Raw genomic sequence first — 20,828 nt, 5'->3', positions numbered from 1 at the left:
GGCGGAGAATCTATGAGAAAACTGGTGCAATCCGATCACTTAGCGTAAAAATAGGAAGAGAGAAAAACGGCAGGATCAGGTGATCGGAATAAACCGAAACGAGCGATCGCAATCACCGAAATACGCAAATGGCGCCAATCATAGCGTCTGTGATAGCAACTAGTGGGACGATCGAGAGGAGAATGAGTCTCCAGCGAATTGTTACCTTCATACATACATTCCAATTTTGTGCCGAGTATTGAGCAATTGATACACTTCTCAGTAGTAAGTATGGTACACATTATTTAGGTTGCCCAAAATTTTATACATTCATAAAAAAGAAATTCTTACTACCCAAATGAATGCATATAAAGACAATGACTTTTTACAGTTATTTAGCGAGTAATGTAAAAATTTAAGGAGTTTGATATGCACGGAGCAAGCACGTGGAACGCGCTCTTTTAAGGAAAATGAATAAAAACAAGTGAACCAGATAAATTGGTAATGCGTAATATTATCTGATGTTGCAATGCTGTAATTTAGGGCCCCAACGACAACCGTCATTGGGCCCACTTTTTATTTGAACCGTTTTTTATTTAATACCCATGCAGTTGGCATAGAAAGTGGTGGTTGCCGGCCAATCTGAGAACACACCGACGACACCGACATCCTGAGCCAACACATCCAGCAGATTGAACACATCACCATCGTTATTCGTCACTTCTTTGATGGACTGATAATACCAACCGCCACCACCATTCAGAGAGCCAGAACGTTCAAGTGTCCAAGTGATAATGCCTAGGCCAGCTTGCTTAGCCATTTGTGCGTAATCAGAAGGAACAATTTTCCCATCGCTACTCAACGCTACCAACGCGAATAATGGAGGCGCAATAAACTCAACCCCTACTGATTTTAGTGCCTTCATACCCGACAGAGTCGGTTTCCAAGACCTGTCTTTGTACATACGGGCATCCAAAAAAACCGCTTGTTCACCAAATTCAGGCTCTGAGGTAATCCAGTACTTTACATCTTCAAGATGGAAGGATTGCGCGTAAACATCTGAAGGTTTAATACCAGCCCCTTTGTATTCATCAATCATTTTTTGCGCGTAGTCTTGCTGTGAAAAACCATCATATGGCATAGAAACTACCGGAGCTTTTAACTCAGGCGTCATTTTCACATCAAGCGCTTTGAACAGCGCGATGCTTTCCGCATGTGTCATCAGTGTGCCACGACTGGCGTAAAGGTCTGTACGCCAACCAGGTGTACCATCCATATACTCTTTTGGTGTTTTAGCCTCTGGATTCGCTCCATCCATCTTTCCTTTTAGGCGTTTAAACTCTGCCAACGTGAAGTCCGAGGTTCGACATTCCACCTTTGCTTTTTCTCCAGTAGCAGGGTTAGCCGGTATAAAAGGCACACTGCATTTAGCCGCCAAATCAGGGTGGGCAAGCACATCCGTCGTGGTATGAAGGTCATTTTGGGAATGGCGGCACACCAGCTCTTTGTCTTTAGTAAAAGTCACATCGCATTCGAGAATACCCGCTCCCATTTGAGCCGCTGCGATGTAGGATTCTTTGGTATGTTCAGGAAACATCAGCGCCGCCCCGCGATGGCCAATCGAAAACGCACTTTTCTCAGGCTTACCACGCAAACACTTCTCAAGATTTTGCTTCAGGACACCTTCATCCATATCAGCAACAAGAAACAAAGGGCGGGGACCGAGAGTAACGTCAACAAGAGCAAAGGCATTTACCGAAGTTAAAAGAGAAAAAGCCAAGCCCAACCTAACGATGTTTTTCATGTACAACTTCCTTTTAATGGAACACAGTATAAATAAGGTAAGAAACGCCACTAAAGTCTGTACGAGGCAGATGAATGATTTGAGACAGAAATCTTAACGTTCAATGTTAAGTTAGTGATGAATCAATAAGTGAGACAATTGGTGCTATTTTTTGCGTCTGGTTGGACTCCCTGATAGGCAGCCTTGATTTTCCTTCTCACTTCATCAATCATTATTTGTATATACGAATATTAGCCAAATGACCTATGCAGAAATCTCCACGCTTCCAGCAGATCAAAGACTTCCTGATTGAGAAAATTGAATCGCATGAATGGCCAGTAGGCACCAAAGTACCTACTGAGGCAGAGTTATGTGATCAGTTTTCTGTTAGCAGGATGACGGTAAATAAAGCGGTGAGAGACTTGGTAAATGAAGGTTGGCTTGAACGTACACCCCGCCTCGGCACATTTGTCTGTCAGCGCAAAGCTGAAAGCCCACTTATGGATATTCGAAATATCGCAGAGGAAATTTCAGGTCGTGGACAGGTATACCATAGTGAAATCATTTCCTTAAGAAGTATCCATGCGCCAGAAGACGTCGCAATGTGCCTTGGCATCATGCTTGGTAGTGATGTCTTTAAAAGTGAAATCGTACACTTTGCTGATGAGATTCCTATTCAAGTTGAACTGAGATGGGTGAATCCAGCCTTTGCGCCCGACTACTTAAAGCAGGATTTTTCCACAATAACGCCTAACCAGTATTTGGTATCTCATTGCCCTCTAGGGACGATAGAGCATACTGTTGAAGCTATCTTGCCTCCTGCCCACATCGCCAAACTTTTGCAAATCGACACTAACCAACCTTGCCTTTTACTTCACCGACGTACCTGGAGTGAGAGTCAATTAGTCAGTGCAGCCCTGCTCTACCATCCCGGTAACCGCTACAAACTGAGCGCACGCGCAGAACTCTGAGGCCGCTCGGCCGTAAGAACAAACTACGCTTTTAAATTCAGCGGTTTCCCGAAGAGTGGCCGCTGAACTTTACACCTTTCATCACAATTTCATAACAAATGATCTTGTCATCGCCCCCCCTAATTGTCTATACATTTACATATACAAATAAAAAGCTCGGTTAAAAATGAAGAAGATGTTCACGGATTGTCGTCTTGTTTCAATGGACACAGACGTCACCCGTACTGAGGGATACCAAGTAAGAGATAACCATATGATTGCTGTCGAAAATGGCAGCATTCTTGCCGTGGGTGAAAACCTCCCTACCGAAGAGTATCAAATCGTTTCCCTAGAAAACCGCTTGGTTACACCGGGCCTCATTGATGCCCATACTCACATTGTTTTTGCAGGTGACCGTTCAGGTGAATTTGAACAACGCTTGCAAGGTGTTCCCTACGAACAAATCGCCGAAAATGGTGGCGGTATTCTTTCTACCGTAAAAGCCACCCGAGAAGCTTCCATTGAAGAACTCTTCTCTCTAGCACTTCCACGTGCCAAAGCTTTAATGCGTGACGGTGTCACAACCATTGAAGTTAAAAGCGGATATGGGTTGACACTCGACCACGAGATCAAAATGCTCAAAGCCGCAAAAATACTGGCTGAAGAACTTGACGTTAATATCTCCACGACACTTTTAGGTGCTCACGCCCTGCCACCAGAATACATGCATGACAGCGATGGCTATATCTCGCTGGTGTGCGAGGAAATGATCCCGTCCGCTGCAGAGTTAAAGCTTGCAGATGCCGTCGATGTGTTCTGTGAAGGCATCGGCTTCTCGCCGGAGCAAATGGCAAAAGTCTTCCAAACCGCAAGAAGCCATGGGCTGCAACTCAAAGGTCATACCGAACAGCTTTCCAATCTGGGGGGCAGTGCACTGGCAGCAGAAATGGGCGCGCGCTCTGTTGATCACATCGAATATCTTTGCGAAGACGGGGTCAAAGCTCTGGCTAAAAATGGCACTGTCGCTACCCTGCTTCCAGGCGCTTTCTATTTCCTTCGAGAAACACAGAAGCCACCCATCGACTGGCTGCGTCAACACAATGTCCCAATGGCTATAGCCACTGACTTCAACCCTGGAACGTCTCCCTTTGCCAGCCTGACTCTCATGATGAATATGGCGTCTACCCTATTTGGGCTGACACCGAAAGAGAATCTTTATGGTGTCACCCGTCATGCAGCGAAAGCGTTGGGACTCAATAAAAAAGGGCAAATAACCACTGGGTTTGATGCCGATTTTGCCGTGTGGGATTTAACGTCTCCGGCGCAGTTGAGTTACCAAATAGGTCTAGCGCCACTCTATGCGCGCTATCTGAAAGGAGTTAAAGCCAATGACGATTGATATGAGCGTCTGGCAAGGCCGGACGGATTTGGAAGATGGTGAACGCGGATATCGTTTCCATCAGAAAGTGCAAAGTGCAGACGAGGCCAAAAAGCCCGGCTGTATGTTAATAGGCTTCGCCAGTGACGAGGGAGTATCACGCAATAAAGGCAGAGTCGGAGCATATTCGGCACCGACCGAAATCCGCAAGATGCTGGCTAACTTGCCTTGGCACCATCACTCGCTCGCTGTTTTTGATAGCGGCGACGTGCGCTGCGACGACCACGATCTGGCCAAAGCGCAGAGACATCTCGCAGACAACATCAGCGAAGCGATGAGGCAAAAACACTTCCCACTGATTTTGGGCGGCGGTCATGAAGTTGCTTGGGGTACATTCCAAGGACTCGCCAACCACTATTTGCAGAAAGGCCATTCCGAAATACCCAGAATTGGTATCATCAACTTTGATGCGCACTTCGATCTCCGATCGTGCGCAGGCAATGCACAGAATGGCAGTTCTGGCACACCCTTTTCGCAAATCGCTGAGTTCTGCCAAAGCCGTCATTGGCCGTTCCATTACGCTTGTTTAGGGGTGAGTCGTTCCAATAACACACAGGCATTGTTTGATAAAGCCAGAGACCTCAAGGTTCTGGTAGTCGAAGACACAGATTTCACTGCTGCCACGATTGCCACCATCGAAGATCGACTGAGCACGTTTATCTCAGGAGTGGATGCCCTTTACCTCACCATCGACATTGATGTTTTCCCTGCCGCTATAGCGCCTGGGGTTAGCGCGCCTGCCGTGCATGGTGTCGATTACGCCCTGGTGGAAAGCCTAATTCGCGGCATCGGCCAAGCCAAGGATAAAGACGGCTTACCCAAATTAAAGATTGCCGATATCGCGGAACTGAATCCGCGCTATGACATAGACAACCATACCTCTAGACTCGCTGCACGTCTTGTTTGGACAATTTCCCGCAGCCTTGCTAATGACATGGTCACCGATACCAAAGGAGTGAAATAATGAGCGATCCCCGTCTGGATCTGTCGCGCACGATCAAAGCACCGACAGGCACACAATTGACAGCAAAGTCTTGGCTGACTGAAGCGCCGCTTCGAATGCTGATGAACAACTTGCATCCTGACGTGGCTGAACATCCTCACGCCTTAGTGGTTTATGGTGGCATTGGGCGCGCAGCGAGAAACTGGCAATGTTATGACAAGATCGTGGAAGTACTTAGCCGTTTGGAAGATGACCAAACCCTACTGGTTCAATCCGGCAAACCTGTAGGCGTTTTCCCAACTCATAAAGATGCGCCACGCGTCCTGATTGCCAACTCCAATCTGGTTCCCCATTGGGCAAACTGGGAGCACTTTAATGAGCTCGATAAACAAGGTCTGGCTATGTACGGGCAAATGACCGCAGGAAGCTGGATTTACATCGGCTCCCAAGGCATTGTTCAGGGCACTTACGAAACCTTCGTTGCCGTCGCCAAAAAGCATTTTGGCGGAGAAGCAAAAGGACGCTGGGTGCTCACTGGTGGCCTTGGCGGCATGGGTGGCGCGCAGCCTTTGGCAGCAACCATGGCCGGCTTTTCAATGATCGCGGTTGAATGTGATGAAAGCCGAATCGATTACCGTCTACGTACCGGATACGTGGACAGAAAAGCCACCGATTTGGATGAAGCGCTCTCCATCCTTCAACAATCAATCGATGACAATAAACCACTCTCCATTGGCTTGCTTGGTAATGCGGCGGATATCTTCGCTCAACTTGTCGAGCGCGGTATTACGCCTGATGTCGTCACTGACCAAACCTCTGCTCACGATCCGTTAAATGGCTATTTGCCCCTGGGCTGGACCATGGAAGATGCAGCCGAAAAGCGCAAAGAAGACGAAGCCGCCGTTGTTGACGCAGCGAAAGCCTCAATGGCAGAACAAGTCAAAGCCATGCTGACACTGCAATCTCGTGGTGCAGCAACGCTGGATTACGGCAACAATATTCGCCAAATGGCACTGGAAAAAGGCGTCGAAGATGCATTTGATTTCCCGGGCTTTGTTCCGGCTTATATCCGTCCTCTTTTCTGTGAGGGCATCGGCCCCTTCCGTTGGGCTGCACTGTCTGGTGATCCGGAGGATATTTATAAAACCGACCAGAAAGTCAAAGAGCTGATCCCAGACAACCCACACCTCCACAACTGGCTCGATATGGCCCGCGAGCGCATTCAGTTTCAGGGGCTGCCAGCCCGTATTTGTTGGGTAGGTTTAAAAGATCGTGCACGCCTTGGTTTAGCCTTTAACGAAATGGTGAAAAACGGTGAACTGAAAGCACCGATTGTTATCGGCCGTGACCACTTGGATTCAGGTTCAGTCGCTAGTCCAAACCGTGAAACCGAAGGCATGATGGATGGCTCTGATGCAGTGTCAGATTGGCCACTACTAAATGCGCTTCTAAATACCGCATCTGGCGCAACTTGGGTTTCACTTCACCATGGTGGTGGTGTTGGTATGGGCTTCTCACAACACTCTGGCGTTGTGATCGTGTGTGATGGTACGGAAGATGCGGCGAAACGCGTCGGACGCGTATTACACAACGACCCTGCAACAGGTGTGATGCGCCATGCAGATGCAGGATACGATATCGCGATAAACTGTGCGAAAGAACAACAACTTGACTTACCGTTACTCGACGTTCCAAACGTTCCGGTCAAGCAGTAAGGAGCTAATAATAATGAATAAACTAACGCTCATTCCGGGTGCGCTAACACTCAAAGATCTTCGCCTAGTCAGCCGTGAACCCACACAGGTTAAATTTGCCGAAGGCGTTGCTGAGACCATGCAGGAAAGTGTCGATACGGTTGCCAGTGTGCTCGAGGAAGGACGTGTGGTTTACGGCATCAATACAGGGTTTGGCTTGCTCGCCAATACCCGTATTGAGCTGGAAGACTTAGAAACCCTGCAGCGCTCTATTGTACTCTCCCATGCTGCCGGTATTGGCGAGTTCATGGATGATGCTACCGTTCGCTTGATGATGGTTTTAAAAATCTCAAGTCTTGCCCGCGGTTATTCCGGCATACGTTTTTCTGTCATTGAAGCGCTGGCAAAGCTAATCAATGCGGAAGTCTTCCCTTGTATTCCCAAGAAAGGTTCGGTTGGCGCGTCTGGAGACTTAGCTCCCCTCGCCCACATGAGTACCGTTTTATTGGGTGAAGGCCAGGCGAGACACAAAGGCGAAGTCATTTCCGGAGCGATGGCGCTGAAAATTGCCGGTTTGGATCCGATTACTCTTGGCCCTAAAGAAGGCTTGGCACTGTTGAATGGCACACAAGCCTCAACAGCATTCGCTTTGGAAGGACTCTTTGCCGCAGAAGATCTCTTTGCATCAGCAACTGCTTGCGGTGCACTTTCTGTTGAGGCTGCTTTAGGCAGCCGCCGTCCGTTTGATCCCCGTATTCACCGTGTACGTGGGCATCGCGCTCAAATGGATGCGGCAGAAGCCTACCGACATCTTTTGGAGCAGAACAGCGAGATCGGCGATAGCCACCAAGGCTGCGAGAAAGTTCAGGACCCCTATTCACTGCGCTGCCAACCACAAGTGATGGGTGCGTGTCTCCAGCAAATCCGACATGCTGCTGATGTACTCGAAATCGAAGCTAACTCAGTATCTGATAACCCACTGGTTTTCTGCGATGACGGTGACATTATTTCCGGTGGTAATTTCCACGCAGAGCCCGTTGCCATGGCGGCTGATAACCTCGCATTGGCGATTGCGGAAATCGGTAGCCTATCTGAACGACGTATGGCACTGCTTATCGATAGCGGCTTAAGCAAGCTTCCTCCATTCCTTGTCGACAATGGCGGCGTCAACAGTGGTTTTATGATCGCACAAGTCACCTCTGCGGCGCTGGCCAGCGAGAACAAAACACTTGCTCACCCTGCTTCGGTAGATAGCTTACCAACATCGGCCAATCAGGAAGACCACGTGTCAATGGCAACATTCGCAGGACGTCGCCTTGCAGAGATGGCAGATAACACTCGAGGCATTCTGGCGGTAGAGTTGCTCGCCGCATGTCAGGGCTTGGATTTCCGAGCACCGCTGAAAACCTCTCAGCGTCTAGAGCAAATCAAGGCTGAACTGAGAAGTCATGTCACCTTTTATGACAAAGACCGATACTTCGCGCCAGATATTGAGAAAGCAAACGTCCATCTCCTGGATGCCTGTCATAACAAATATATGCCTGCTAAACTGTTACCCAGTTTTTAGAGTATTAAGGCCTCGTTTTTACGGGGCTTTGTCTTATTTCCATTAAATTTTTAAAAACCGATACACATTGTGGTATTGGACATCTATCACTCTCACCGAATTGCGCTACTATTTTGTTATCTCACCAATTTTCATTATCGTGAAGAGGTGCATTTATGTGGCACTCGCTCTCAGTTCAGCTTTCGCTCGCTCTGGGTCAGCAATTTGTAGTCGAAGAAAAGACGCCTATCGATGGTGGCGACATCAACGAGTGTTACGCCATTGCCAGTGGAAATATGCGCTTCTTTGTGAAAGTGAATTCACGAGACAATTTGCCCATCTTTGAAGCCGAAGCTGAAGGCCTCCGGCATTTAGCGAATAGCGGTGAAATATCTATCCCGCAGGTGATCTATATCGGCATTATCAAAGAGAAATCAGTGTTAGTGCTCGATTACATTCCAATGAAGCAACTGGATGAGGAAAGCGCATATCTGCTTGGTAAAGAGCTCGCTTGCCTTCACCAGTGGGGAGAGCAGTTGGAATACGGTTTTGATATCGACAACTTTATTGGCACCACAGAACAACGCAACAGTTGGCACCGTAAGTGGGCCAACTTCTTTGCTGATCATCGAATCGGCTTCCAACTCCAACTGGCTGAAGAAAAAGGTATGTCATTCGGAGACGTGGAAGCCATTGTCGAAGCAGTAAAAGAGCGCCTCAACGGCCACCAACCCAAAGCAAGTCTGGTTCATGGCGACCTTTGGAAAGGCAATGCGTCCTCGACCATGAATGGCTCGATTGTCTACGACCCTGCCTGTTATTGGGGAGATCGTGAAGTTGACCTTGCCATGACGTATCTATTTGGAGGATTTCCAGAAGAGTTTTACAACGGCTATGAAGAAGTATGGCCGCTTGATGAAGGGTTTGAAGATCGCAAAGATCTTTACAACCTCTACCATATGCTCAATCACTGCCTTTTATTTGGCGGCCCTTATTTAGCGGAAACCGAGGCACTGATCAACAAACTTGAGCTGGTTTAGTTTTCCTGCACTGACGTAATCGTTCAGAATAAGGCGCTTTGGCGCCTTTTATCTTTTTTGGAGCTCTCATGATCCAAGCTGCTATTTTCGATATGGACGGTCTTTTAGTCGACTCCGAACCTTTTTGGCAAGACGCAGAGCTTGTCGTTTTTCAAAGTCTTGGCGTGAAAATCACCCGCCAGGATACAATAGATACGACCGGTATCCGCATCGATCAGATTGTCAAACACTACTACAGCACCCAAGGTTGGGAAGGTCCGTCATGTGACGAGGTGTGTGACATGATCCTCGATAAAGTGATTGAACTGGTATCGATTCACAAACCCATGAAGCCCGGAGTGATACACGCACTCACCCTCTGTAAAGAAGCGAATCTTCGCATCGCGCTGGCCTCTTCTTCCCCGATGAAACTCATTAACGCATCTCTGGAAGCGCTGGGAATCGCATCATGGTTTGAACAATGCCATTCTGCAGAGCTCCTTAAATACGGTAAGCCGCATCCAGAAGTTTATCTGAATGCAGCGGAAGGCTTGGGAATCGCCCCCCAATTTTGTATTGCCCTGGAAGATTCTTTCACTGGCCTTCTGGCAGCCAAAGCGGCTCAAATGCACACAGTTGTCGTTCCAGAACATGAAGTTACCGCACAGGAACGCTGGGTGATCAGCGACATAAAACTTAACTCACTTGACGAATTAAGCATGGAAATGCTGAGAGTTTAATCCCTAAAATCAGGGCAAAACATAGCATTTTGCCCTGTTGTTTCATTCCTTTCTTGACCGTTAGCCACAGAAAAAACCTGCCCTTACGCTCTGCAACAAATTCTTACGCATCCCAATCAGATCGACAGATACATTTATTACAAACCATTTCTCAAGCTGATAATTTCACGTGAATTTCTGTGTTCAGTCATACTTTAACCTTATTTCACTGAGCAAATGTTCTAGAGGTCTTATTATGGGCACACATGAACGCTTCAGGTAACAGCTACCTTTTAAGCCGACATGTTTTAGGCTCGCAGTTCAGATAGGGAGTTGAACATGCAAAAATACACCGAAAGAGGGATCGATTGCCCGCACTGTGGACACAAGATTCGCATAACATTGGATACAAGTGGTGGTAACCAAGAATTTTATGACGATTGCCCAGCGTGCTGTAACGCTATTCATTTGAATCTCATCATCGACTCACAGCACAAAACCATCAACTTATTCGTAGATGCTGACGACGACCAGATTTTCTAAAATTTACATGCGTTCGCAATAAGAAAAGCCAGCAAATGCTGGCTTTTTCATTAATCATTTACAGATGGGAACGTATCTCATACCTTCTTGGCAGCAAGTACTCTTTCAACCGTATCAACCACTGCCTGCGTTTGGGGGTCAACCTCTATGTTCACCGAGTCCCCTTTAGCCCGCCAACCCATATTGGTTCGATGCAAAGTTTCAGGGATCAGGTTGACGCAAAAACGGTTATCTTCAACAGCACCGATGGTCAGGCTGATACCATCAATACCAATGTAACCTTTATCAAAAACATACTTGGATATACTCGAAGGCACTTCAAACCAAACTTGGCGGTTATTCTCCGATTCGATGACGTCAACCACTTCCGCAGTGCACATAATGTGGCCAGACATAGAGTGACCGCCAATTTCATCACCAAACTTAGCCGCACGCTCAAGGTTGACCTTATCGCCTTGCGCGACAGCACCGAGGTTAGTCAGGCTCAGTGTTGCCTGCATCAAATCGAACCAAACCACGTCACCATCGATTTTTGTTACGGTTAAACAACAACCGTTATGCGCAACTGAAGCCCCAATTTCCAAACCCTTGCGCATTGTTTCATCCATTCTAAGTGCATGACTTTGAAAGTTCGTCTTTTTGACTATCTGAATGACTTCGGCAGTAGTTTGAACAATACCTGTAAACATAACGATTCCTGATAACAGCAACTGGCTGTATTAATAGTGAAGCAAACAATAAGCTAAATCTTGTGTGTTTCCCAAAAGTATCCATTGTCGCCTTGCAATGCAAACGTATAATACAACTCCTTTTTCAGCCTCATTTTTCTTTTCCGGAGTTATAGGTGCAAAACTATCGCCTGGAAGCCAAATCCATCATTAAATTGGGGATCCCTGTCTTCATTGCGCAGCTAGCGCAAACTTCAATGAGCTTTGTCGATACCGTGATGGCAGGTGGCGTCAGCGCGACTGATATGGCTGCAGTAGCTGTCGCTACCAGCATCTGGCTTCCTTCTATTCTTTTTGGCATTGGTATTTTGATAGCGATGGTCCCCATCATCGCGCAATTAAATGGCTCTGGTCGGCAAAACAAAGTCCCCTTTCAGGTTCAGCAAGGCGTCTATCTGGCTATCTTACTGTCAGTTCCTATTGGGCTTTTGCTATATAACGCAAGCCACATCATCAACTACATGAATGTTGAAGAAGCGTTGACTGAGAAAACCATAGGTTATCTCTATGCCGTTATTCTGGCCGTGCCAGCATTCTTGCTCTTTCAAGTACTACGTAACTTAGCGGAAGGCATATCACTCACCGTTCCAGCCATGATCATTGGCTTCATTGGCCTTGCCGCTAATGTGCCGTTGAATTGGATTTTTGTTTACGGCAAATTTGGTGCTCCCGCGCTTGGCGCTGTCGGTTGTGGTGTGGCAACCACTATCGTCTATTGGTTGATGCTGATAGCCATGTTTGTTTATGTCTTGGTCAACAAACGACTGAAGTCTATCAACGCATTTGCCAACTTTACTGCTCCGGACATTTCTGCACTCAAACGTATCTTCAAGATGGGCTTACCCGTTGCTGCCTCGATATTCTTTGAAGTCACCATGTTCGCTGGTATCGCACTTCTTATTTCACCGCTGGGCTCTATCATTGTCGCCGCACACCAAATTGCGATGAACTTTGCCTCTATGGTGTTCATGCTACCGATGAGTTTGGCGACAGCCGTAAGTATTCGCGTCAGTCACCAACTGGGTGAAAAATCGACAGAAGGCGCAGCAAGAGCAGCCAAGCTAGGCATATTGATCGGACTGACAACCGCCATGGTGACAGCCACACTGACCGTGATATTCCGCGAGCCGATAATCCTGCTTTACAACAGTAACCCTGAAGTTGTGCTTATGGCAGCTAACCTTATGCTACTCGCCGCTGTCTACCAGTGTATGGACGCTATCCAAGTTGTCGCTGCCGGTGCACTTAGAGGCTATAAAGACATGGGCGCAATCTTCATTCGTACCTTCATCGCTTACTGGATACTGGGCGTGCCAATTGGCTACATTCTCGGTATGACGGATTGGATCGTCGAACCAATGGGTGCATACGGCTTCTGGATAGGCATCATTATCGGTCTCACATCGGCAGCGATTATGCTCAGCATCCGCCTTCGTTGGATTCGCAAACAGTCAAACGAATTCCAATTGGCGATGGCAGAAAAGTAAACCTTCACGGCCCACCTTCAAAATCCCGGTTCTATGCCGGGATTTTCTTTTTGGATCCCGCATCTTTTATACTTCGTACCATGACTATCACTTGTTCAACGTTCTAGAGAATGGTTATCCGAATTGCCGCTGCCATCATTGCCCTTTTCCTGGTTTCAGGTTGTCTGGAATCAGACAAGGCGCGTGCGCAATTTGAAAACTATCAAACCCGGCTCGCGAATGTCGTCAACACAGAACCGCTGCCATTAGCAGCAAGCGGTTATATCGAACTCCCCAGAAAGCGGGACTTGAAGCTGCCCATTGAAGATGTACGTATGGGATTGTTGGACGCTTATGAACTCAGGGAGTGCGGACTATTTCAATTGATAGCCGACCGAAACTCCATTCTCGGCAAGGTACAGGACGCTTTCAGGCAGCTCAACTACGAAGTATCGCTGTTAAACACACTTGAACTTTGTCTAGCCGACGTCGAAAGCGATGCCCTTCGCGAACAATTACTCAACGCACAAAAACAGAAGCAACAGCAACTCAGTACCGTGTACTGGAACACGCTAGTCAGCAGTGACGCTTGGCGTCAGCAACTCACACCATCGGGGATAGGAATGATCGCGCCTGATAAACCCTTCCCTCATAGTGAAGCGCTTCTAGCCATCAAAGCATACGCCAATCTTTCCGAGCGGGACGCCGACATTGTTTCGCTACAGGAGCCCATTGAAAAGCAGCGCTACCTAGGTACCGTTTTCTATTCCATGGATGAAAGCACACGTTGGCTTAACACCATCACCAAACAGCTCTATCGCGATGACCTCTTGGTGATCTGCGGGGCAAACCGCGACCCAACCCGCCTCAATTACCTCAGAAACGTATTCGATAAGTTTTTCATCGGCGAGGTGCAACCGTACCTATCGAAAATTAACGGGCTTTATCTCGATGTCCAGCCTGCGTTGGAAACCCTTCACAGGCAATTACCAGACAATGAGGTTTTCTTGAGCTTTAACGACGCCTATTTTGCCGGCAGTCACTATCAGAATTTCCAACAAGCAGTAAAAGATCATGTTGGATACTGGCAACAGTTGTTTCAGCGATGCAATGTGCAAGTAGCACCGCAAAACAACGCGTCCTAATGTGTTTAAAAACAAAAACTCTGGCGTAAGAAGCGCCAAATTGTGCAGCAAACCAGCAAACGCACAAGATGTGGTGAAAAAGTCCCTTTTTGCGCTTGCGCCGCTTGTCCCTACTCGCTAATATTCATCCCGCTTTCAGAGGAAGCAAGACTGATTATCAGTAAGATATGCGTCTGTAGCTCAGTTGGTTAGAGTACTACCTTGACATGGTAGGGGTCGGCAGTTCGAGTCTGCCCAGACGCACCATGCTTTCCCTTAGAAAATTTTATGCGTCCGTAGCTCAGTTGGTTAGAGTACCGCCTTGACATGGCGGGGGTCGGCAGTTCGAGTCTGCCCGGACGCACCAATTCCTTCCCTAACCAGGATGGAATCAGAATTTGGGTCTATAGCTCAGTTGGTTAGAGTACCGCCTTGACATGGCGGGGGTCGGCAGTTCGAGTCTGCCTAGACCCACCAAATTCCAATAAACGCACTACCCTTTCGAGGGCATCCCAAGCGTTTATTCGGGCGATTAGCTCAGTTGGGAGAGCACCTCCCTTACAAGGAGGGGGTCACTGGTTCGAGCCCGGTATCGCCCACCATTTAAAAAGCCTGCTTTCGAGCAGGCTTTTTTGCATTTAGATAAAAAAATCTAATCCGATAAAATTGCATCAATGTCTTAATTACTTATCTTTTTAGGATTTGGGACCAACTTGGGACCATTCGAAATTCCTTATTTAGGGGTTACTAACAGTAAGTTGACCCCTACCATAACAGAACGAATCGTCAGAAAATGCGCCCTACTTTTCTTCTGGCACGTATTCCATGACATCTTCGACACGGCAATCAAAATACTTACAGAGTGAATCAATCGCAGCAGTCGTCGTTGAATGAGCGACTTCTGGATTAGACATCTTCGACAATGATGAGCGATTCACCCCAGTCGCCATTGATACTTCTGACATCGTTATCTTTCGCCTTTCTCGGAAAGACTTCTCCGCCACAAGTTCCTTTATTCTAAACCTGATCATTTTTTAGGCGCCTTATAACAATTTACGAAAATCAAAAATGTTCTTTGACAGAAACAAAATGACGCCTATATAGTTTCTCTGAAAAAACATATTAACCATCAGAGAACATTTGAGGTGTTTATGGCTTCTACTTTGCTTTCAGCAAAAGAACTTGCTCAAAGGATCAAGTTTAACCCGAACTATATCAACTCCACACTAAGGGACTCTGTTTTTGTGGAGGGCATCCACTACATCAGACCTTTCAACGGAAGGAAAATCCTATATATCTGGGAAGCTGTAGAAGAAGAAATGTATAGGAGCGCAAATCGAAACCAAGCATATATACCGATGGCAGGGGGGAAAGTTTGCAATGGCTAGCATCACAGTGCGTTCTGGAAAACTTCGATTAGATTTTAGGGTTCATGGCGAAAGATGCAGAGAACAAACTGCATTGACTGATACAGAGTCTAATCGAAGAAAACTCAAAAAAGTGCTGACCAATATCGATGCTGATATACGTCTTGGCTGCTTTGTCTATCGCGACTACTTCCCTGGCTCAAGCAAGGCAACAAAGTTTTATCATCTTGATAATGCGGCTGCTAAGCGCAAACTTGAAATGTCCTCTCACTACAACATAGCCCATAATCAGTTAGCTATTTGTGACAATGTCACATTCAGTGATTTTGCTCATGAATGGTTTGAAGTTAATCAACCACGATGGAAGCAGAGCTATCGAGAGACACTAACGATAATACTCAATCGTTATTTGCTGCCGGTATTTGGGCATCACGTCATTAATGGCATTAACAGAGCAGAAATTCTCAAATTCCGAGCCGAGCTTTCACTAAACGAAAAGCAAATCTCCAACGATTATATCAACCACATCATGACGCCTTTGAGAATGATCTTATCTGAGGCTGCTGATAGGTATGAGTTCCGCTCCCCTTTCGAAAATATCAAAGCCCTTCGGGTGGAAAAGCGAGACGTAAACCCGTTCTCCCTGAGTGAAGTGAGGCACTTCCTCCATCATATTCGAAGTGACTTCCAGCCCTATTATACGGTTAGATTTTTTACAGGGATGCGAACAGCAGAAATTGATGGCTTGAAGTGGAAATATGTTGATTTTGAAAACGGCTACATTCGCATTCGGGAAACACTGGTGAATGGGCGCCCCGAAACAGCTAAAACCGACGGCTCAGTTCGTGAAATACAGATGTCCAACATTGTACGAGAGGCGCTGCTTAATCAGAAGATCGTTTCTGAACACAAGAGCGACTATGTGTTCTGTACCAAATCCGGTACCCCTTTAGATCATAGGAATGTTCGAGACAGAATTTGGAAGCCAACCCTAAAACATCTCGGCCTCGAATACAGACGGCCATACGAAACAAGGCATACCGCTGCAACACTCTGGCTAGCGGCGGGTGAAGCCCCAGAGTGGATTGCACGTCAAATGGGCCACGCCAACACGAAAATGTTATTTGAGGTATATAGCCGTTTTGTTCCAAACCTTACCCGACAGGATGGGAGCGCATTTGAAGCGCTCCTTTCAAAGCACCTTCAAGGAGATGATCTATGATGAAGCCCACTAGTGTACATGCAACCAGCCTTTGTTTGGATATTCTAGCCTCTGACGCGTATAAGATCGCATCTACTCAAGATATCATCGGCTTTTATCCAGAAGTGCTTGATATGGTAAGAGCAAGGTTGGAAGACAGTCCATATATGCCTTTGTCAAACCCGGAACAAGATGCGGAAGAAATCAGTAACAGAGTCATCGCTGTTTTACAGCGATGCAAAGCATCATCGCCTTACTGCATGACACCTGAACGAATTTTGGAATGGTTTGAATCTGGCGATAGGCTCTGAAGAAAGATTCATTCACTGTACAGGTTACAGAAAATGACTGCTTAGCACTTGTTTATGCACAGTGGACCATTTCCCCTGCGTCTTCTACCTGAGTATTGTTTTCTAAGCCATAATCTTACACATAGCTAAAAGTAACGCGGAGAATATCGCTATGACAGATGGTCAATGGATTGCTATTTTCTTTTGTTGTCAGCTAATTGCTGTTGCTGCATTTGTTTTATTCAAGGTTATTAGCAAGCGAGGCTCATAAGGTGAAAGCGGCGTTGTTGATCAAATAATTTTCGGTGAAGCCCAGCACCAAGGGCTTTGTCCGTTTATTTAACCGCTGCTCTAACAGGCATACCGAGTCCTATGACTTTGTTCATCGCTTTTACCCCAGCGAGCGCTTCACCAACTTGGGCATTGTAATCACGAAGAGTCAGTTTAGGACTGCTGAGCTGTTTGTAGCGATACATCCCAGTCTCTGACAGCGAGCGTTGGTGATAGCCATTGTCTTTTTTCCACTGTTTCAACTCACCGTTTTTCAATGCCTTGAAGGCATCATTCCGTGGATGTCCCTCTTCCCAGTATCCAGCGTTTGAACGGGGAGGAATGGTGGGTTTCGCCCCTTTTCGTTGCAGCACTTTATAGCAGTCTTTTGTGTCGTAAGCGCCATCAGCAGAGACCTGTTCTACTCGTCGCCGCAATGGATTCAACAGGGTGGGAAGCGCCTCATTGTCTGCCACGTTGACCAGGCTGACAACGGCGGATATGACTTCATGCGTTTCGACATCAATAGCCAGATGGAGCTTGCGCCAGGTACGTCTTTTCTCAGTACCGTGCTTGCGCGTTTTCCATTCGCCTTCACCATAGACTTTCAGGCCTGTTGAATCGACAACCACGTGAGCAACTAGGCCTCGGCTGGGATTACGATACTTCACTTCAACCGTCTTCGCCCGTTTGCTAATACAGCTATAATCCGGTGAACGCAGCGGCACATCCATCAATCCAAACAGTGAATTGATAAAGCCCTCCGTTGCTCGCAGTGACAAGCCGAAAATTCCTTTGAGCATAAGCGCTGTCTCAATAGCCGTGTCACTGAACTGAAAACCTCTTCCTCTCCCTCCGTGATGCTTTTGGCATTGCCAGGCAGCGATGGCTTTCTCATCAAGCCAGAAGGTGAGGCTTCCCCTATTCACCAAGGCTTGATTGTACTCTTTCCAGTTTGTGATTTTGCGTGTCGATTTACCCATGACCCCGTCCCTTGAAGATGCTCTCGGGATCTGATCGATGAACTGGGAAAAGGTTCCCAGTATTTAGTCACCAACGCCGGTGAAAGCGCTTAAACTGTCTAAACAGAACAAACTGCTAGTTAACCTACTGATTTGTTGATTGCCATAAAAGCATTGATGGGGCCTTTAGTCGAAATTATCCGTGAAGGCTCGAATGGCCTAACTGATCTGAATAAGTTTATTGGCAGTGGTGTTAAATACCAAGCGCTTGAACTGTCCGATGGCCGCAGATTCACGGTGACTAGAGATAAACGACCCGATGTTACCGAACGTTAACTTATAAGCATGGCTACTTAATGAACTCACCTTGCAAAGCTCCCCGCCCAGACCATGTGAAGGAAACTAAATCTCGCACAAAGATCTTCCTATTTTCGCAAACTTGATAGCCCAGCTTACTGGATGCGGTGAACTCTATTCTTCATAATGATTTCATTCACTAAAACCAAGGAAGCTTGGCGTGTCAAAGCAGTATGTGTCTGTTATCCCTAACATGGATATGCCCTCCAACATCAGGGGCGTTGGTGGTGGTGCCAAGCTGAAAACCTACGAGCCAACTTCCGAAAAGGATGACTTTGTTTCACGTAAAATGCGTGAAAGCGACGCAGCTCAAAGCCGGACCAACGGACCTATAGAACATGGTGAGCCATATAAAAGCCAATCTGTTCTAGATTCCCAGAGCGGGCAAAATACCAGTATCAATGACCAATCAACCACAGACGAAGAGAAAGACCACTTAGTGGTGTTTTTGGGTGGCGCTGGGATGCGTGGTGATTATCAATACGACATGGTGCGAGCACTCATGCAAGCCGGCGTTAAGCGAGCTGTTTGTGGTAACTATTCAGGTGTTTTTGAGAACGGCGAAGACCTGGATTACAACGAATATGTTGATATGGCTGCTGATGCGACGTCTGTGATTTTCTACAATCAGGCAGAAGATGACCCTATCGCCCTTCAGATGGTGAACTCAAGCGAGTGTAAAATTGAACAAAAATACGAGCTGGGTGATACCGAGTGGGTGACGTATTCAGGTAAAAACGCCTATGGCGATGACTGCCCTTCCTCAGTGTTGAGAGTAAAGCTGGCACCAAGAACGCTGGACCTTTCACTTCAGGCATTAGATGTCACGGCTCCAACCCCGTGCCAAGGTGGCGAGTTCACTTTCATAGGTTATTCCTGGGGTGGCGTGATTTCCGCTCGTGCGGCAGTGTATCATGCCAACAATGGGCTTACTGTTGATAACCTGGTGCTTATCGGTGCTCCTATTAACCACAGTCTGGTTAAAGCCGTGAAATCCCATGCCTACATCAAAAATGTGATTATCATGGATTTAAAAGAACAGGGCGACCCCATTTATGCTGGTATCAGCGATGGTGAGATCATCTCTGCCTCTTTCGAACTAGGAAACCAGATGATTCAAGGGAACGGCCACTTTTACTATTCAGGGAATGATAGTGAAGGTAAAAAACGCCGAGAGGAATTGGCTGCAACACTGGTTGGAATGGGCATTAAATGATTGCAAACGTACTAAGAGCGCTGACACTTTTATTGCTGGTTTTGGCTGTTATTACATTCAGTATTAATCACTTATACGATTTAAAAGAGTTCCCAGAAGATGTGACTTACGTATTCTCTGTCATCGTCATTGGCTCGCCAGTTCTTGTCATTCCCTCACTGATTGCCTTGGTTGGCATCGACCTCTTCAGCATCATAAAACTCAAGAGTGCCAAACACTGGAAATGGCTAGGTTGGGATTTGTTTGTACCGCTGCTGACGCTGTTTCTAACATTCAGTGTTCTGAAGAATTGGATCGACAGTTCAGGAATGGTCTAGCCCTAGATTACTCCGGGAATAACGAAGAAGGGAAACAACGTCGAGAAGCGTTGGCAAAACAATTAGTCGCGCAGGGTGTTAAATGATTACAAACCTCATTCGCCTAATGGCAGTCACACTGCTAGTGCTTGCATTGATAACATTTGTTGTAACTTACTTTGATGCAATAGATTGCTTTGGTGATGGATTCAGCCGGTTATTCTCGTCAACCGTCGTCTACTCTCCTTTCGTTTTAATACCTATTCTACTAATGACAATCATCATCGATATCTACAAAATTGATATATCCAAAAGTGTTATTCACCGCTACTTGCTCTTGTGGGACATATCCGCTCCCTTAGTATCAATGATACTCACATTCAGTGTCCTGAAGGATTGGGTAGACCGTTCAGGAATGGTCTAGCACAAACAATTTCTTTAGTTGGTAACCCGGCTACCTCATAACCTTTCTAAGCTCTAACTCATGGCTTACAAAGGGAACATATTCAACTTCCCTGCTCGGTAGCTCTAATAGTGGCAATATCCTGATCTGCGGCCCACTGGCAGACGTCTTCCCTTTTGAGTGCAGTCGCCATTAAATCGGGAAATTGGTCAGGTGTGCAGGCAAATACTGGACTGCCAATGGCTGCGAAATCAGAGGCCAATTGGCTATCAAAAGAAGGTTTTCCATCATCACTTAATGCTTTCTTAGAGTGTATGATGAGATGGACGCTCCCAAATACGGCGTCATGCACCAAACTGAGATTGCGAAATCAGTTAATCAGGAGCGTCCGTTATGCAGTGTAAAACAGAAGTGGCCCCCAATTTTCGGACATGACTTTAAGTGATTGATCTGTTTTGATAGTCCCCAGAAAGACTGGAGCAGATGATGACAAGAAAACGTAGAAACCACTCACCCGAATTTAAAGCGAAGGTG

At 46.8% G+C, this 20,828-nt stretch carries 19 protein-coding genes and 4 tRNA genes; 19 read left to right on the top strand and 4 right to left on the bottom strand.

Annotated features, from left to right (window positions below; translation table 11 throughout):
• Positions 1-571: 571 nt before the first annotated feature.
• Complete coding sequence (locus tag GMA8713_RS23095; RefSeq protein WP_062714660.1) at positions 572-1,783, bottom strand: glycerophosphodiester phosphodiesterase family protein; 1,212 nt, start codon at positions 1,781-1,783, stop codon at positions 572-574.
• 245 nt (positions 1,784-2,028) lie between these two features.
• Between GMA8713_RS23095 and hutC the strand changes: the two genes are divergently transcribed.
• The 8 genes from hutC (at position 2,029) to GMA8713_RS23055 (ending at position 10,614) form a co-directional block, all read left to right on the top strand.
• Positions 2,029-2,733, top strand: a complete 705-nt coding sequence (gene hutC / locus GMA8713_RS23090; protein ID WP_062714657.1) for a histidine utilization transcriptional repressor HutC — start codon at positions 2,029-2,031, stop codon at positions 2,731-2,733.
• A gap of 166 nt (positions 2,734-2,899) precedes the next feature.
• Positions 2,900-4,111 (top strand): imidazolonepropionase, encoded by a 1,212-nt coding sequence (gene hutI, locus GMA8713_RS23085; protein ID WP_062714656.1) that lies wholly within the window; start codon positions 2,900-2,902, stop codon positions 4,109-4,111.
• Complete coding sequence (hutG, locus tag GMA8713_RS23080; protein WP_062714654.1) at positions 4,101-5,114, top strand: formimidoylglutamase; 1,014 nt, start codon at positions 4,101-4,103, stop codon at positions 5,112-5,114. The genes hutI and hutG overlap by 11 nt, the downstream gene beginning before the upstream one ends.
• On the top strand, positions 5,114-6,808 hold the full coding sequence (hutU, locus tag GMA8713_RS23075; protein WP_062714652.1) for a urocanate hydratase: 1,695 nt from the start codon (positions 5,114-5,116) through the stop codon (positions 6,806-6,808). The genes hutG and hutU overlap by 1 nt, the downstream gene beginning before the upstream one ends.
• A gap of 13 nt (positions 6,809-6,821) precedes the next feature.
• Positions 6,822-8,354 carry a histidine ammonia-lyase gene (gene hutH, locus GMA8713_RS23070; RefSeq protein WP_062714650.1) on the top strand — a complete coding sequence of 511 codons (1,533 nt, stop codon included), beginning with the start codon at positions 6,822-6,824 and terminating at the stop codon, positions 8,352-8,354.
• A gap of 155 nt (positions 8,355-8,509) precedes the next feature.
• Positions 8,510-9,373, top strand: coding sequence for a fructosamine kinase family protein (locus GMA8713_RS23065; RefSeq protein ID WP_062714648.1), 864 nt, complete (start codon positions 8,510-8,512; stop codon positions 9,371-9,373).
• Positions 9,374-9,441: 68 nt separating this feature from the next.
• Positions 9,442-10,092, top strand: coding sequence for a hexitol phosphatase HxpB (gene hxpB / locus GMA8713_RS23060; RefSeq protein WP_062714646.1), 651 nt, complete (start codon positions 9,442-9,444; stop codon positions 10,090-10,092).
• A gap of 318 nt (positions 10,093-10,410) precedes the next feature.
• Positions 10,411-10,614 carry a CPXCG motif-containing cysteine-rich protein gene (locus GMA8713_RS23055; RefSeq protein ID WP_062714644.1) on the top strand — a complete coding sequence of 68 codons (204 nt, stop codon included), beginning with the start codon at positions 10,411-10,413 and terminating at the stop codon, positions 10,612-10,614.
• A gap of 77 nt (positions 10,615-10,691) precedes the next feature.
• Here the strand turns inward: GMA8713_RS23055 and GMA8713_RS23050 are convergent, their stop codons facing one another.
• Positions 10,692-11,303 carry a riboflavin synthase gene (locus GMA8713_RS23050; protein ID WP_062714642.1) on the bottom strand — a complete coding sequence of 204 codons (612 nt, stop codon included), beginning with the start codon at positions 11,301-11,303 and terminating at the stop codon, positions 10,692-10,694.
• 155 nt (positions 11,304-11,458) lie between these two features.
• On the opposite strand from GMA8713_RS23050, the gene GMA8713_RS23045 reads away from it, so the two are divergent.
• From GMA8713_RS23045 to GMA8713_RS23020, 6 genes are all read left to right on the top strand, one after another.
• Positions 11,459-12,829 (top strand): MATE family efflux transporter, encoded by a 1,371-nt coding sequence (locus GMA8713_RS23045; RefSeq protein WP_062714640.1) that lies wholly within the window; start codon positions 11,459-11,461, stop codon positions 12,827-12,829.
• A 110-nt stretch (positions 12,830-12,939) separates the two neighbouring features.
• Positions 12,940-13,953 carry a DUF3080 family protein gene (locus GMA8713_RS23040; RefSeq protein WP_062714638.1) on the top strand — a complete coding sequence of 338 codons (1,014 nt, stop codon included), beginning with the start codon at positions 12,940-12,942 and terminating at the stop codon, positions 13,951-13,953.
• A gap of 169 nt (positions 13,954-14,122) precedes the next feature.
• Positions 14,123-14,199, top strand: a tRNA-Val gene (locus GMA8713_RS23035).
• Positions 14,200-14,222: 23 nt separating this feature from the next.
• Positions 14,223-14,299: transfer RNA gene (locus tag GMA8713_RS23030), tRNA-Val, on the top strand.
• A 33-nt stretch (positions 14,300-14,332) separates the two neighbouring features.
• Positions 14,333-14,409: transfer RNA gene (locus tag GMA8713_RS23025), tRNA-Val, on the top strand.
• Positions 14,410-14,458: 49 nt separating this feature from the next.
• Positions 14,459-14,534: transfer RNA gene (locus GMA8713_RS23020), tRNA-Val, on the top strand.
• 198 nt (positions 14,535-14,732) lie between these two features.
• On the opposite strand, the gene GMA8713_RS23015 is transcribed toward GMA8713_RS23020, so the two are convergent.
• Entirely contained in the window at positions 14,733-14,963 is a 231-nt protein-coding gene (locus GMA8713_RS23015; protein WP_062714637.1) for a helix-turn-helix domain-containing protein, read from the bottom strand.
• 349 nt (positions 14,964-15,312) lie between these two features.
• Here GMA8713_RS23015 and GMA8713_RS23005 point away from each other — a divergent pair, with 349 nt between their 5' ends.
• Together GMA8713_RS23005 and GMA8713_RS23000 are read left to right on the top strand one after the other, a co-directional pair.
• Positions 15,313-16,521, top strand: coding sequence for a site-specific integrase (locus GMA8713_RS23005; RefSeq protein ID WP_062714633.1), 1,209 nt, complete (start codon positions 15,313-15,315; stop codon positions 16,519-16,521).
• Entirely contained in the window at positions 16,518-16,811 is a 294-nt protein-coding gene (locus tag GMA8713_RS23000) for a hypothetical protein (RefSeq protein WP_062714632.1), read from the top strand. The genes GMA8713_RS23005 and GMA8713_RS23000 overlap by 4 nt, the downstream gene beginning before the upstream one ends.
• A 314-nt stretch (positions 16,812-17,125) precedes the next feature.
• Here the strand turns inward: GMA8713_RS23000 and GMA8713_RS22995 are convergent, their stop codons facing one another.
• The gene (locus GMA8713_RS22995) at positions 17,126-18,043 is read right to left on the bottom strand and encodes an IS5 family transposase (protein ID WP_062714630.1); all 918 of its coding nucleotides are present in this window, start codon (positions 18,041-18,043) and stop codon (positions 17,126-17,128) included.
• A 156-nt stretch (positions 18,044-18,199) separates the two neighbouring features.
• Between GMA8713_RS22995 and GMA8713_RS27500 the strand changes: the two genes are divergently transcribed.
• The 3 genes from GMA8713_RS27500 to GMA8713_RS22985 all read left to right on the top strand — a co-directional run bounded on the left by GMA8713_RS27500 (position 18,200) and on the right by GMA8713_RS22985 (position 19,912).
• The gene (locus tag GMA8713_RS27500; protein ID WP_157515735.1) at positions 18,200-18,358 is read left to right on the top strand and encodes a hypothetical protein; all 159 of its coding nucleotides are present in this window, start codon (positions 18,200-18,202) and stop codon (positions 18,356-18,358) included.
• Positions 18,359-18,539: 181 nt separating this feature from the next.
• Positions 18,540-19,595, top strand: a complete 1,056-nt coding sequence (locus tag GMA8713_RS22990; RefSeq protein WP_062714628.1) for a hypothetical protein — start codon at positions 18,540-18,542, stop codon at positions 19,593-19,595.
• Entirely contained in the window at positions 19,592-19,912 is a 321-nt protein-coding gene (locus GMA8713_RS22985; RefSeq protein WP_062714626.1) for a hypothetical protein, read from the top strand. Before GMA8713_RS22990 ends, GMA8713_RS22985 begins: the two co-directional genes overlap by 4 nt.
• Positions 19,913-20,828: the final 916 nt, after the last annotated feature.

It is taken from the genome of Grimontia marina (assembly GCF_900060185.1).
Lineage (GTDB): Bacteria > Pseudomonadota > Gammaproteobacteria > Enterobacterales > Vibrionaceae > Enterovibrio > Enterovibrio marinus.
The sequence above is the reverse complement of the archived record's forward strand: the minus strand, read 5'-3'. Positions and strand labels throughout refer to the sequence as shown.